The organism is Pseudorhodoferax soli, assembly GCF_003337555.1.
In the GTDB taxonomy this organism is placed as follows: domain Bacteria; phylum Pseudomonadota; class Gammaproteobacteria; order Burkholderiales; family Burkholderiaceae_C; genus Pseudorhodoferax; species Pseudorhodoferax soli.
The window spans coordinates 112071-124047 of sequence record NZ_QPJK01000003.1; the positions used below are offsets into that span (position 1 = coordinate 112071).

Below are 11977 nucleotides of genomic sequence, written 5' to 3' on the forward strand. Positions count from 1 at the left end.
CGTACCCGTCCTACATCCCATTCGGCCGCAATGCCACCACAATCCTCGCAGGATGCTTCGAGTTCCCCGCACGGATTCCGCGCAGCCGGCGTTGCAGCCAGGCCCACAGGGCCTGCAAACGCCGCCGGCGGCCGCGCCATGGCAGCAAGTTCTGCGGCAAGTTCTACCGGCCGCGGAGGCGGCTGGCAGCGTGCTGCCCACGCGCGCCGTGCGGCGTGGGGTGCTGCTGATGGCGGCGGCGCCGGTGGTGGCTGGCCTGGTCTGGCTCGGCGCCGGCGCGCCGCCTCCCTCGGCCGGCGGCCTGGCCTGGCTGGGCGGGCTGTGGCTGGGCTGGACGGCCGGCGTGGCCTGGCTGCTGCAGCGCAGCGTACGCGCCAGCGCGGCGCCCGCGCCTGCGGACTGGCTGGCCGTGGCGGCCCATGCCCTGCGCAACCGGCTGGCCGCGCTGGGCGGTGCCACCGAGGTGCTGGCCGCGCCGCTGGTCGAGCCGGCCGTGCGCGAGCGCGCGCGCGCCATCGCCGGGCAGCAACTGCGCCAGCTTGCCGACCTGGCGAGCAACCTGGCCGAACTGGCGGAGTCCACGGCCGGTGCCGACCGGGTGCACGGCGCTCCGCTGGACCTGGCCACGCTGGCGCTGGCGGCCCTGGACGGGCAGCGCCCCCTGGCTGTCGGGCAGCTGCTGCTGCACGCGACCCAGCCGGCGCCAGTGCTGGGCGAGCCGCGTGCGCTCGAACAGCTGCTGGCGGCGCTGCTGCGCCACGCGCTGCGCCAGCTGCCCCACGGTGCCGGCCTGGTGCTGGAGGTGCGCGCCGAGCCGCCCGAAGCCGTGCTGCGCCTGCGCAGCGACCGGCCCGCGCCGGCCCTGGCGCCGCAGCGGCCCGCGCAGCCGCTGGACGACCCGGACCTGGGCCTGGCGCTGGCGCACTGCACGGCCGCCCGGCATGGCGGCCGCCTGTCGATCCTGGGTGGGGCGGAGCCGGCCATCGAACTGCGCCTGCCCTTGCAACCCGGCGCCGCGCCGGGCGTTCGGGCCGAGGCGCGGCCACGCGACGCCGGCCTGCGGCTGCTGCTGGTGGAGGATGTGGCCGGCGTGCGCGACAGCCTGGCGGCTCAGCTGCGCGACGAGGGCCATGCGGTCAGCGCCCAGGCCGATGGCGAGGCCGGCCTGCGCAGCCTGCTGGCCGAGTGGCCGGACGCCGCCGTGGTCGACCTCAGCCTGCCCGGCATGACGGGCTGCGCGCTGGCCCGCAGCGCACGGCGCGCAGGCTATGCCGGGCGCATGGTGGCGATCGCGGGCTACGAGCCCTCGCAGGAGCGCAGCGAGGCCCTGCGCGCCGGCTTCGACACCTGCCTGCACAAGCCCGTGCGGGCCAGCCAGCTGCGCCAGGCGCTGGCCGGCCCCGGCTGACAGGTCGTTACAGCCATGCAGTACAAAGTTTCGATAATCACAATTTCTGTGTTGGGAGGGAAGGTGCAATGGCATTGACGCTGATCGTCGATGACGACGCCGATGCCGCGGAGATGCTGGCGGCGCAACTGGCCGAGCGCGGGCACGCTGTCGTCGTGGCCCACAGCCTGCGGGATGCGCGCCGGCAACTCGCAGTGCAGCCGACCGAGCTCGTGCTGCTCGACCTGCGCCTGCCCGATGGCCATGGCCTGGCGCTCTTCGACGAGCCGGCCCTGGCACAGGCCAGCGTGGTGCTCATGACGGGCTACGCCACGCTGGAGACCGCGGTGCAGGCCCTGCGCCTGGGGGCACTCGACTACCTGATCAAGCCGGTCACCGCCGAGCAGCTGGACGCCGTGCTGCAGCGCGTGCTGCCGGTGCCCAGCGCCGAGGCGCGCAGCGACTGGCGCCAGCAGGTGGACGCGAGCGGCCGCTTCGGCCACCTGGTCGGCCGCGCGCCCTGCATGCAGCGCATCTACCAGCAGATCGCGCGCGTGGCGCAGACCGGCGTGACCGTGCTCGTGACGGGGGAGAGCGGCACCGGCAAGGAGCTGGTGGCGCGCACCCTGCACGACGAAAGCCGCCGGCGCGAGCGGCCCTTCCTCGCCGTGAACTGCGGCGCCATCTCGCCGCAGCTCATGGAAAGCGAGATCTTCGGCCACGAGAAGGGCAGCTTCACGGGCGCGGACCGCCAGCACCAGGGCTTCTTCGAGCGCGCCGACGGCGGCACCCTGTTCCTGGACGAGGTCACCGAGATGCCGCTGGAGCTGCAGGTCAAGCTGCTGCGCGTGCTGGAGACCGGCAGCTTCATGCGGGTGGGCTCCACCACGCTGCGCCAGACCGATGTGCGCATCGTCGCCGCCACCAACCGCGACCCCTGGCAGGCCGTGGAGCAGGGCCAGCTGCGCGAGGACCTGCTGTACCGGCTCAATGTGTTCCCGATCGCCTTGCCGCCGCTGCGCGAGCGGCTGGAGGACCTTGGCCTGCTGTGCACGCATTTCCTGCTGGAGATCGGCCAGCGCGAGGGCCAGGCCAAGCGCCTGTCGCCCGCCGGGCTGGACAAGCTGGCCGACTACCGCTGGCCCGGCAATGTGCGCGAGCTGCGCAACGTGCTGCAGCGCGTCTACGTGATGAGCGAGGGCGACACCATCACCACCGAGTGGCTGCCCTCCAACGGGCCGGCGCGCGCGCCGGCCATGGCCCTCGGCGGCGACCCCGACCTGCGCGTGGCCCTGGGCACGCCGCTGGCGGACGTGGAGCAGCGGCTGATCCTGCAGACGCTGCGGCACTACGGCAACCACCGCGAGCGCACCGCCGCCGCCCTGGGCGTGAGCCTGAAGACGCTCTACAACAAGCTCAAGACCTACGAATCCGAGCCGCCCTGAGCCCGCCGCGGCGGGCTCAGAACGGGTGGTAGCAGCGGAACGCGAACGACAGCCCGTACATGCCCGCCAGGCCGATCAGCAGGTAGACGGCGCGCGTCAGCTGCGTGTGGCCGCCGAACAGCAGCGCGACGAAGTCGTGGCCCAGCAGGCCCACGGCCGCCCAGTTCAGCGCCCCCAGCACCATCAGCAGCAGGGCACAGCCATCGAGCAGGCCGAAACCTCTGCGTGCGGGAACGGCGGCCGATGGAGGGGTGGTCATGGCGAGTGCTCCGGGGATTCTTGTGCAACCGGTACAGCAAGCGGCATGCCCGGCGGGCCTTGGGCATGCCGCTTGCCGTGACAGGCCACCTTGCCCTGCGATCTTCCCGCCCCCCGCCGCGTGGCCGTGTTCCGCGCCCTCGTGCTCGGCGACATGCTGTGCGCCACGCCCGCGTTGCGCGCCATGCGCCAGGCCTGGCCGCAGGCGCGGCTGACGCTGGTGGGCCTGCCCTGGGCCGAGGAGCTGGCGGCGCGGCTGGACAGCGTGGACGACTTCATCGCGCTGCCGGGCTACCCGGGCCTGCCCGAGATCCCCTGCGACGTGGCGCAGCTGCCGGCCTTCCTGCAGGCGGTGCAGGCGCGCGGCTTCGACCTGGCGGTGCAGCTGCACGGCAGCGGTGGCATCGTCAACCCGCTGGTGGCCAGCTTCGGCGCGCGCGCCACGGCGGGCTTCCACGACGGCACGGCCTGGTTCCCGCCCGCAGACGCGGTGCGCTACCGGCTGTGGCCGCAGCAGGGCCACGAGATCGAGCGCCTGCTGGCGCTGACCGACCACCTCGGTCTGCCGCGCCAGGGCCTGGGGCTGGATTTCCCGCTGCGGCCGGCCGACCATGCGGCCGCGCGCGCGCTGCTGGCGCCACTGCCGGCCGGTGCCGCCTACGCCGTGGTGCACGCCGGCGCGCAGCTGCCCTCGCGCCGCTGGGCGCCCGCGCGCTTTGCCGCGGTGGCGCGGCAACTGGCCGGGCAGGGCCTGCAGATCGTGCTGACCGGCGGCCCGGCCGAGGCGGCGCTCACTCGGTCACTGGCCGAGGCCGTGGGCTTGCCCTGCCTGGACCTGGCGGGCCGCACCTCGCTCTGGACGCTGGGCGCGCTGGTCGACGGCGCCGCCTGCGTGGTCTGCAACGACACCGGCATCTCCCACATCGCGGCCGCGCGCGGGCGGCCCAGCGTGGTCGTGAGTTCCGGTGCCGACGTGCGGCGCTGGGCGCCGCTGGACGCTGCGCGCCACCGCGTGCTCGCCCAGGACATGCCGTGCCGGCCCTGCGCCCACGCCGTCTGCCCCTACGACCACGGCTGCGCCACGGCCATCAGCGTGCCGCAAGTTCTGGCGGCATTGCCGGCGGATCTGCGAGCGCCGGCGCCCTGAGGATGTGCCGCGCCGCCTCGTGCAGGTTGGCGGCACGCGCATGGGGCGTGCGCCAGGGGCCGCTCTTCCACACGGTCTCGTTGCCCACGTCCAGCAGCACGCTGCGGCAGCCGGCGCGCTGGCCGGCCTCCACGTCGTCCAGGATGTCGCCCACCATCCAGCTGCGCGCCAGGTCCAGGCCATGCGCACGCGCGGCCTGGTGGAACAGCCCTGGCGCCGGCTTGCGGCAGCTGCAGGCCGGCTCGGCCGCCGTGCCCGGCGCGTGCGGGCAGGCGTAGAAGCCCGTCAGCGGCACGCCTGCGCGCGCAAGCCGGCGTGCCAGCGCCTGGCGCAGGCGCAGCAGCGCGTTGAGGTCGAAGTAGCCCAGCGCCACGCCGGGCTGGTTGGTCACGACCACGATGCGAAAGCCCTGCGCATGCAACAGCCGCAGCCCGTCCAGCGCGCCGGCGGTGAAGCACATGCGCGCCGGGTCCACGTTGTAGGGCTGGTCTTCGACCAGGGTGCCGTCCTTGTCCACGAACACTGCGGGGTCGCCGCCATCGTTCAGCGCCATGGGGCCTCCTGCCGGGGGCGCGCCATGGTGGCGGCCACGGCCGGAGGGGACGTGGCCGCGCCGTGGGCACGCACGCACAGGAGAAGGGAAGGGGTGGCCGCGGGGGGCGCAGTGGCTTGCATGGGCAGTCGGAATGTCGAGGTCGTGCCACTCCGGGCAATCCGCGTGCCCGGGACCGGCGCCGCTTGCCAGTCGCGGTAGGGCTTGCCGCAAATCTTGCGTTGCCGCGGCCGGCGCCAGGGTGGCGTTGACACGGCGGCGCAGGGCATCGGCGCGGTGCGGCGGGCTGCTGACGGGGGGCGCCGCCCACGGCGGGGCCCGTATGTTTCCAGGTGTCACGGGGCAACCGTTTCGGCACGTCGCTTGCGATGCGCTGCACTCTTCGACCACAGACCCGCGCCAACATGCTTCAACCTGCTCTCCAGCACCAGGCCCAGCCGCAGTTCTCGGTGCGCCAGCAGCGCGCCGTGCAGCTGCTGCAGATGCCCAACCTCGAATTCGCCGCCAGCATCGATGCCTGCCTGGCCAGCAACCCCTTCCTCGAGATCGACGAACAGGCGCCGCCGCCCGCCGCGGCCGCGATGGACGAGGCGCAGGCCGTGTCCGCCGCCGGCCAGCCCTGGGGCGCCACGCTGGGCGCGCGCCAGCGCCCGCGCGGCGGCGACGGCGATTTCGACGCACTGGCCTTCCTGCCCGCGCCGGTCAGCCTGCGCGACCACCTGCACGCGCAGCTGCGCCTGCTGCGGCTGGACGACCGCTCCTTCATGCTGGCCAGCCTGCTCTGCGAGGCGCTGGACGAAGACGGCTACCTGCGCCTGGACCCCACCGAGGTGGCGGCGCTGGGCGAACTGCAGCCCGCCGCAGGCGTCGCCGAACTCGACGCGGCCCTGGCCTGCGTGCAGACGCTGGACCCGCCCGGCGTGGGCGCGCGCAGCCTGGTCGAGTGCCTGCAGCTGCAGCTGGCCAGCCACCCCGACGCGCAGGAGCGCCAGCTCTGCACGCGGCTGCTGACCGAGGCCGAACCGGCGCTGCGCACCGGCGACGTGGCGCGCTGCGCCCGCCTGCTGGGCTGCAGCGCCGCCACGGTGCAGCGGCTGCTGCGGCTGCTGCGCGGGCTGGACCCGCATCCGGGCTGGCGCCACGGCGGCGAGCCCGTGCGCTACGTGGTGCCCGACGTGCTGGCCCGGCGCACGCGCACGGGCTGGACGGCCCAGCTCAACGAGGCCGTGGTGCCGCGCGTGCAGCTGCACCGCGCCTATGCCGAGCTCTACCGCCAGCACCGCGGCACGGCCGCGCCCGCGCTGGCCGGCCAGCTGCAGGAGGCGCGGTGGACGCTGCGCAACGTGGAGCAGCGCTTCTCCACCATCCTCGCCGTGGCGCAGTCCATCGTGCGCCGGCAGCAGCGCTTCCTGGACCACGGGCCCCTGGCCATGCAGCCGCTGGTGCTGCGCCAGGTGGCCGAGGAACTGGGCATGCACGAGTCCACGGTCTCGCGCGTCACGCACCAGAAGTTCATCGCCACGCCCTCGGGCACCTTCGAGCTGGGCTACTTCTTCTCGCGCGGCCTGTCCGTGGTCGGCGGCGGGCAATGCTCGCCCACGGCCGTGCGCGAACTCGTGCACGAGATCATCGTGCGCGAGAAGGGCGCGCCGCTGTCGGACGTGGCCATTGCGCTGCAACTGGCGCGCCGCGGCATCCGCGTGGCACGCCGCACCGTCACCAAATACCGCCAGCAGCTGGGCCTGGGAACGGCCGGCCTGCGGGCAGCAAGGGGCATGGCCCAGGGAGCATCCACATGAACAGCACGTCCCCCAAGGAGAGCGGCGCGGGCACGCGCCCGGTGACCGACGGCACGGTGGCCAACATCGGCGCCGGCGGCGCGCTGGAGACGGGCCGCGCCGCCACGGGCGAGCCCAACAACGGCCCGGCCCATCCCGAGCGCATGCAGGACAAGGCGGCCGACGCCGCGGGCGAGCGCCAGGACGACTCCGTGCCGCTCGGCCTGCACAGCGACAAGACGCCGCAGGCCAACACCGAGCCGCCACCCGCGCACGACGACGACGCCGACCGCTGAGCCCCGGCCCGGGACCGCGGTTTGCCAGCGCTGTGGCGTCCCATTCGCACAGGAGCGCCTCTCGATGAGCACCCCACCGCTGGCCCATCCCGTCCCCGAGCCGCACGCCCTGCCGCATGGCTGGGCGCGCTGGCTGGGCGCCACCAACCACAAGGACATCGGCACGCTGTACCTGCTGTTCAGCTTCGCGATGCTGATGGTGGGCGGTGTCTTTGCGCTGGCCCTCAGGGCCGAACTGCTGCAGCCCGGCCTGCAGCTGCTCAACCCGGACCTGTACAACCAGCTCGTCACCATGCACGGCCTGGTGATGGTGTTCGGCGCCATCATGCCGGCCTTCGTGGGCTTTGCGAACTGGATGCTGCCGCTGCAGATCGGCGCCTCCGACATGGCCTTCGCGCGCATGAACAACTTCAGCTTCTGGCTGCTGGCGGTGGCCGGCGTGGCGCTGCTGGCCTCGTTCGGCGTGACGGGCGGCGCGCCCGCCGCGGGCTGGACGCTGTACGCGCCGCTGTCGCTGCAGATGGGTCCCGGCATGGACATGGCCATCTTCTCGATCCACCTGATGGGCGCCAGCTCCATCATGGGCGCCATCAACATCATCGTGACGCTGCTCAACATGCGCGCGCCCGGCATGACGCTGCTGAAGATGCCGATGTTCTGCTGGGCCTGGCTGGTCACGGCCTACCTGCTGATCGCGGTGATGCCGGTGCTGGCCGGCGCGATCACCATGACGCTGACGGACCGGCATTTCGGCACCAGCTTCTTCAACCCGGCCGGCGGTGGCGACCCGGTGCTCTACCAGCATGTGTTCTGGTTCTTCGGCCACCCGGAGGTCTACATCATGATCCTGCCGGCCTTCGGCATCGTGAGCCATGTGATCCCGGCCTTCGCGCGCAAGAAGCTGTTCGGCTACCTGTCCATGGTCTATGCGCTGGCGGCGATCGCCATCGTCTCCTTCGTGGTCTGGGCCCACCACATGTTCACCACCGGCATGCCGGTCACGGGCCAGCTGTTCTTCATGTACGCCACGCTGCTGGTGGCCGTGCCCACGGCGGTCAAGGTGTTCAACTGGGTCGCCACCATGTGGCAGGGCTCCATGAGCTTCGAGACCCCCATGCTGTTCGCCGTCGGCTTCGTTTTCGTGTTCACGGTGGGCGGGCTGTCCGGCGTGATGCTGGCGCTGGCGCCGCTGGACCTGCAATACCACGACACCTACTTCGTCGTCGCGCACTTCCACTACGTGCTGGTGGCCGGCTCGCTGTTCGGCCTGTTCGCGGGCTACTACTACTGGGTGCCCAAGTGGACCGGCGTGATGACGTCGGAGCGCCGCGGCCGCTGGCACTTCTGGGTCTCCATCGTCTCGCTGAACGTGACCTTCTTCCCGATGCACTTCCTGGGCCTGGCCGGCATGCCGCGGCGCTATGTGGACTATGCGGCCCAGTTCACCGACATCCATGCGCTGACCAGCGTGGGCGCCTTCGTGTTCGGGTTGGCCCAGGTCTACTTCCTCTTCTGGGTGCTGCTGCCCGCGCTGCGCAAGCGCGGCGCACCGGCGCCGCAGCGGCCCTGGGAAGGCGCCGAAGGCCTGGAATGGGAGGTGCCGTCGCCCGCGCCGTTCCACACCTTCGAGCAGCCGCCCAAGCTGGACGCCACAGCCACGCGCGTGGTGGCCTGAGCGCCATGGCGCAGCAGGCCGGGGCGCCGCTGCACAGCTGGCGGCTGCTGCGCCCGCATGCATTGCGGCCGTGCCAGTTCTTCGGCGCGCTTGGGGCCATCGCCGCCTGGCTGCTGCTGGTGGCCGGCGTGGCGCTGGGCCTGGGCTACTGGCCGGTGGCGCTGTGCTGCGCGCTGGCGCTGGCGGCGGCCGTGGCGGGCTTCGTGCATGCGGCCCGCCACGCGCTGGACGGCGAGCAGGTCCACCTGCATGCCGACGGCAGCCTGGAGGTCTGGAGCATGCGGGGCAGCGCCCGGCAGTGCCAGCGCCTGCCGGTGGCCTGGCTGCGCGTGGAAGCCGACCACGCCGGCCTGCGGCTCAGCAGCGGCGGCCGGCGCGTGTGCGTGGCCACGCAGCTCGGTGCCGTGGCGCGTGCGCGTTTCGCCGCCGAACTGCGCGCGGCCTTGCGCATGCCGCGGTACTAGGGCGCGCCGGCCCCGGCGCCGCCGTGTCGGGTGGCGGGCGGCTGGGGCGGCGTGGCCGTTGCGAACAGGCTGCCGTTGACAGCCCCGCCGGGCTCACCGGGTTCCGGCGGCCGCTCGGCCGCCAGCAGCGCGCGGCCGCGCGGCGTGATCGCCAGCACGCGCGCCACGCGGTGCGGCGGCGCCGGGGCGTCGCCCGCCGTGCGCAGAAACAGCGCTGCCACCAGGTCTGCCGCGCGCAGCAACTGGGCTTCGTCCATCTCTGCGCGCTGCGTGAGTTGCAGCGGCAAGGTGGCGGTCTCGATCTTCTTCAGCAGGGACAGGGTCATGCGGATGCGCCTCCTGGGCAAGTCAGAGCAATCCGCGTGCCTGGTCTGGCGGAACAGGGGCCTGCGCAGGCGCCGCGGCATCGGCCGCGGCGGCCGTGCTCGGGCCAGGGCTGCGTGGCGTCCGGCCGGTCAGGCGCCGGGCCGGCGCAGCATCAGCACGATGCCCCACAGCGCGGCCAGGCCGACCAGCACGTAGACCGCGCGCGACAGCAGGCTCATGCTGCCGAACAGCGTGGCCACGAGGTCGACCTGCAGCAGCCCCACGAGCCCCCAGTTCAGCCCCCCCACCACGAGCAGCACCAGGGCGATGTAGTCGAGCAGGTTGAAGGGCCGGCGGGCCGGGGCGTGCAGGGGTTGGGAAGCGGTGGTCTGACCGATGGCCATGGAGAACTCCTTGGAAAGGGTGGATGGAAGGGGACACGGATGGTTGGCAATCGGCATGCCGGCTGTCGGTGTCCGCCGCCCGCCGCGGCGCACGCCGGCGTGGCTGCCCGGAGCGCGCGCGCAGCGGCGTTACGGCCGGCCCGCGGGCGTCGGGGGACCGGGCGGCGTGGCCGGCGTGGCCGGCATGGCCGGGGCCTCGATGGCGCGGCCGGCCAGCAGCTCGAACTCCTGGCGGTCGTGCGCGCAGAAGACGGTCACGGCCGCCTCGCTGCGGTTGCGCAGTTCGCGCAGGCGCTGCTGGTTCTCCAGCCGCGCGCGGCGGTCCTTCTCCATGACCGTCTGGTACAGGCGCAGGCCGGGCGGGCACCAGGGCCGGTCGCGGTGCATCTCCCCGTGGTGGAAGTAGGCGTCGCCGGTCAGCAGCAGCCAGCGCCCGCCGGTCTGCACGGCCACGCCGGCATGGCCCAGGGTGTGGCCGGGCAGGGGCACGAGCAGCACCTCGGGCGGCAGGCCGGACAGCGCGCGCACGCACCGAAAGCCGAACCAGGGCTCGCCCTCGTTGCCTTCGTAGACCTGCCAGCGGCGCTGGTAACCCCATTGCTGCGGCCGGTAGCGTTGGCGGTCGAGCCAGCTGGCCTGGGCCACGGCGTCGTCGCGCTCGGCACGCAGCATGTGCACGCGCGCCTGCGGAAAGTCGTCCAGGCCGCCGGCGTGGTCGAAGTCCAGGTGCGTGAGCACGATGTGGCGCACGTCCAGCGGGTCCAGGCCCAGCCGTTCGATCTGGCGCAGCGCCGTCATCTCCTCGCGCAGCGCGGGCGCCATCAGCCGCAGGAAGAAGGGGCTGAGCCGGTTGTGCGGGTCGTGCACGTCGCGCAGGCCGTAGCCGGTGTCCACCAGCACCAGGCCGTCGCTGGTCTCCAGCAGCAGGCAATGGCAGCACAGCTGCGCGCGTGTGAGCGCGCCGCCACGCTGCCCGTCCATGAGGTGGCCGCCGAGCGGGCAGGCCGTGATGCAGTTCAGGTGGTGGATGCGCATGTGGGCTGCGCGGCAAGCGGCGCTCCCGGCCCGGCTGTGGCCTTTTGTCGCGGGTGCGGATGGGCCGGCTGCGCGCTGGCCGGGCCCGCGGATCAGCCGCGCAGGTGCGCGGCCATGCCCTCGGCACGGCGCAGGATGCTGATCTTGCCGTCGGCTTCGACCAGCGCGAGCTTCATGTCGGCGACATCGCAGTCGGCCTCGCGCAGGGCCTGCATCACGTCCTCGCGCGTGACGTGCTCGGCGCGCAGCCGCTCGTCGAGGATGCGGCCGTCGTAGCCCACCACCACGGCCTCGCCCTCGGCCAGCTTGCGGATGCGGTCGCTGCGCGCGCTGAGCCGGCTCACCAGCGCGTTGAGCCCCAGCAGCGTGCAGGCCACGATGAGACCACCCAGCACCGATTCCTCGCCGCCGGTCAGGGCGTTGGACACGCCCTCGCTGAGCAGCATCACGACCAGCAGGTCGAAGGGCGTGAACTGCCCGACCGTGCGCTTGCCGGACATGCGCATGAGCAGCAGCAGCGCCGCATAGACGGCAGTGGCGCGCAGCACCAGTTCCCACCAGGGCACGCTCAGTTCGAACATGCGGTTCTCTCCGTGTCGTCGTTGCAGGCGGCGGCAGTCCTTGCGGCAGGTTTTGCCGCAGCGCAGTGCCTCAGTCGCCGCGTTCCCACGTGCCCGCGGGCCGGATGGCGGAAATCGTCACGCCGCGCAGGGCCAGCTGCACCACATCGCTGCTGCGCCGCCGGGCCGTCTTGCGGTCCAGGCGGCCCAGGCCGAGGGCGCGTGCGCGCTTGAGCGCGGCCGCGGCGAACTGCTCTGCAGAAGGCGTGCCGCGGCACACCAGCTCGATGGCGAGATGGCGCCCGTCGGCGTGGTGGGCGCGCGCGACCCAGCGCGACAGGCCCGCGCCGGCCAGCATCATGGCTGCTTGCGCGGTTCGACACCGCGGATCTGGCGTTCGTTGAGGCCTTCGGCCGCCTTGCTGTCTTCGCGCACCAGTCCGTACTGGCTGTGCTCGGCCTCGGGGGCGCCGCGCTCGGCCTGCACGCCGGTGCGGGCGCCGTCGTCGGCCGCATCCGGGCGCATGTCCGCGCGTTCGCGTTCGCGGGGTTGGTTGGTGGCCATGGGGCGTCCTTTCAGGTGTTGGTTGAAGGTTTGGCGCAAGGCTATGCCGGGCAACGCAGCGGCGCTGTCGCGCCGGCCCGCGAGCGCGTGTAGGAAAGCCGCGCA

The 11977-nt window shown here is 73.2% G+C and carries 15 protein-coding genes; 7 read left to right on the top strand and 8 right to left on the bottom strand.

What is annotated here, in order from left to right; all coding sequences use genetic code 11:
* The first annotated feature begins 190 nt into the window (after positions 1 to 190).
* Positions 191 to 1408 (top strand): response regulator, encoded by a 1218-nt coding sequence (locus tag DES41_RS12155; RefSeq protein WP_170168156.1) that lies wholly within the window; start codon positions 191 to 193, stop codon positions 1406 to 1408.
* A 68-nt stretch (positions 1409 to 1476) separates the two neighbouring features.
* Complete coding sequence (locus DES41_RS12160) at positions 1477 to 2832, top strand: sigma-54-dependent transcriptional regulator (protein ID WP_114467921.1); 1356 nt, start codon at positions 1477 to 1479, stop codon at positions 2830 to 2832.
* A gap of 16 nt (positions 2833 to 2848) precedes the next feature.
* On the opposite strand, the gene DES41_RS12165 is transcribed toward DES41_RS12160, so the two are convergent.
* Positions 2849 to 3091 carry a DUF378 domain-containing protein gene (locus DES41_RS12165; RefSeq protein ID WP_114467922.1) on the bottom strand — a complete coding sequence of 81 codons (243 nt, stop codon included), beginning with the start codon at positions 3089 to 3091 and terminating at the stop codon, positions 2849 to 2851.
* 153 nt (positions 3092 to 3244) lie between these two features.
* Between DES41_RS12165 and DES41_RS12170 the strand changes: the two genes are divergently transcribed.
* Positions 3245 to 4237: a glycosyltransferase family 9 protein gene (locus tag DES41_RS12170; RefSeq protein WP_114468394.1), complete on the top strand. Its 993-nt coding sequence runs from the start codon at positions 3245 to 3247 to the stop codon at positions 4235 to 4237.
* Here the strand turns inward: DES41_RS12170 and DES41_RS12175 are convergent.
* Positions 4179 to 4790 carry a D-glycero-alpha-D-manno-heptose-1,7-bisphosphate 7-phosphatase gene (locus DES41_RS12175; RefSeq protein ID WP_114467923.1) on the bottom strand — a complete coding sequence of 204 codons (612 nt, stop codon included), beginning with the start codon at positions 4788 to 4790 and terminating at the stop codon, positions 4179 to 4181. The genes DES41_RS12170 and DES41_RS12175 overlap by 59 nt on opposite strands.
* Positions 4791 to 5194: 404 nt before the next feature.
* On the opposite strand from DES41_RS12175, the gene rpoN reads away from it, so the two are divergent.
* The 4 genes from rpoN to DES41_RS12195 all read left to right on the top strand — a co-directional run bounded on the left by rpoN (position 5195) and on the right by DES41_RS12195 (position 9003).
* Positions 5195 to 6589 carry an RNA polymerase factor sigma-54 gene (rpoN, locus tag DES41_RS12180; protein ID WP_114467924.1) on the top strand — a complete coding sequence of 465 codons (1395 nt, stop codon included), beginning with the start codon at positions 5195 to 5197 and terminating at the stop codon, positions 6587 to 6589.
* Positions 6586 to 6864 (top strand): hypothetical protein, encoded by a 279-nt coding sequence (locus DES41_RS12185; protein WP_114467925.1) that lies wholly within the window; start codon positions 6586 to 6588, stop codon positions 6862 to 6864. The genes rpoN and DES41_RS12185 overlap by 4 nt, the downstream gene beginning before the upstream one ends.
* A 64-nt stretch (positions 6865 to 6928) precedes the next feature.
* Entirely contained in the window at positions 6929 to 8539 is a 1611-nt protein-coding gene (gene ctaD / locus DES41_RS12190) for a cytochrome c oxidase subunit I (protein WP_114467926.1), read from the top strand.
* A 5-nt stretch (positions 8540 to 8544) separates the two neighbouring features.
* Positions 8545 to 9003, top strand: coding sequence for a DUF2244 domain-containing protein (locus tag DES41_RS12195; protein ID WP_170168157.1), 459 nt, complete (start codon positions 8545 to 8547; stop codon positions 9001 to 9003).
* On the opposite strand, the gene DES41_RS12200 is transcribed toward DES41_RS12195, so the two are convergent.
* The 6 genes from DES41_RS12200 to DES41_RS12225 form a co-directional block, all read right to left on the bottom strand.
* Complete coding sequence (locus DES41_RS12200; protein WP_114467928.1) at positions 9000 to 9329, bottom strand: hypothetical protein; 330 nt, start codon at positions 9327 to 9329, stop codon at positions 9000 to 9002. The genes DES41_RS12195 and DES41_RS12200 overlap by 4 nt on opposite strands.
* Before the next feature lie 129 nt (positions 9330 to 9458).
* On the bottom strand, positions 9459 to 9713 hold the full coding sequence (locus tag DES41_RS12205; RefSeq protein ID WP_114467929.1) for a DUF378 domain-containing protein: 255 nt from the start codon (positions 9711 to 9713) through the stop codon (positions 9459 to 9461).
* Between the two features lie 129 nt (positions 9714 to 9842).
* Complete coding sequence (locus tag DES41_RS12210; protein ID WP_114467930.1) at positions 9843 to 10748, bottom strand: MBL fold metallo-hydrolase; 906 nt, start codon at positions 10746 to 10748, stop codon at positions 9843 to 9845.
* A 92-nt stretch (positions 10749 to 10840) separates the two neighbouring features.
* Entirely contained in the window at positions 10841 to 11329 is a 489-nt protein-coding gene (locus DES41_RS12215) for a DUF421 domain-containing protein (protein WP_114467931.1), read from the bottom strand.
* Positions 11330 to 11399: 70 nt separating this feature from the next.
* Positions 11400 to 11669 carry a hypothetical protein gene (locus DES41_RS12220; RefSeq protein ID WP_147282842.1) on the bottom strand — a complete coding sequence of 90 codons (270 nt, stop codon included), beginning with the start codon at positions 11667 to 11669 and terminating at the stop codon, positions 11400 to 11402.
* Positions 11666 to 11872, bottom strand: a complete 207-nt coding sequence (locus DES41_RS12225) for a hypothetical protein (RefSeq protein WP_114467933.1) — start codon at positions 11870 to 11872, stop codon at positions 11666 to 11668. The genes DES41_RS12220 and DES41_RS12225 overlap by 4 nt, the downstream gene beginning before the upstream one ends.
* Positions 11873 to 11977 lie beyond the last annotated feature (105 nt).

Excerpts from the sequence above, each read along its gene's own strand:
- DES41_RS12160 (WP_114467921.1), top strand. The coding sequence starts at position 1,477 with ATGGCATTGACGCTGATCGTCGATGACGACGCCGATGCCGCGGAGATG.
- DES41_RS12165 (WP_114467922.1), bottom strand. The coding sequence starts at position 3,091 with ATGACCACCCCTCCATCGGCCGCCGTTCCCGCACGCAGAGGTTTCGGC.
- DES41_RS12170 (WP_114468394.1), top strand. The coding sequence starts at position 3,245 with ATGCTGTGCGCCACGCCCGCGTTGCGCGCCATGCGCCAGGCCTGGCCG.
- DES41_RS12175 (WP_114467923.1), bottom strand. The coding sequence starts at position 4,790 with ATGGCGCTGAACGATGGCGGCGACCCCGCAGTGTTCGTGGACAAGGAC.
- rpoN (WP_114467924.1), top strand. The coding sequence starts at position 5,195 with ATGCTTCAACCTGCTCTCCAGCACCAGGCCCAGCCGCAGTTCTCGGTG.
- DES41_RS12185 (WP_114467925.1), top strand. The coding sequence starts at position 6,586 with ATGAACAGCACGTCCCCCAAGGAGAGCGGCGCGGGCACGCGCCCGGTG.
- ctaD (WP_114467926.1), top strand. The coding sequence starts at position 6,929 with ATGAGCACCCCACCGCTGGCCCATCCCGTCCCCGAGCCGCACGCCCTG.
- DES41_RS12195 (WP_170168157.1), top strand. The coding sequence starts at position 8,545 with ATGGCGCAGCAGGCCGGGGCGCCGCTGCACAGCTGGCGGCTGCTGCGC.
- DES41_RS12200 (WP_114467928.1), bottom strand. The coding sequence starts at position 9,329 with ATGACCCTGTCCCTGCTGAAGAAGATCGAGACCGCCACCTTGCCGCTG.
- DES41_RS12205 (WP_114467929.1), bottom strand. The coding sequence starts at position 9,713 with ATGGCCATCGGTCAGACCACCGCTTCCCAACCCCTGCACGCCCCGGCC.
- DES41_RS12210 (WP_114467930.1), bottom strand. The coding sequence starts at position 10,748 with ATGCGCATCCACCACCTGAACTGCATCACGGCCTGCCCGCTCGGCGGC.
- DES41_RS12215 (WP_114467931.1), bottom strand. The coding sequence starts at position 11,329 with ATGTTCGAACTGAGCGTGCCCTGGTGGGAACTGGTGCTGCGCGCCACT.
- DES41_RS12220 (WP_147282842.1), bottom strand. The coding sequence starts at position 11,669 with ATGATGCTGGCCGGCGCGGGCCTGTCGCGCTGGGTCGCGCGCGCCCAC.
- DES41_RS12225 (WP_114467933.1), bottom strand. The coding sequence starts at position 11,872 with ATGGCCACCAACCAACCCCGCGAACGCGAACGCGCGGACATGCGCCCG.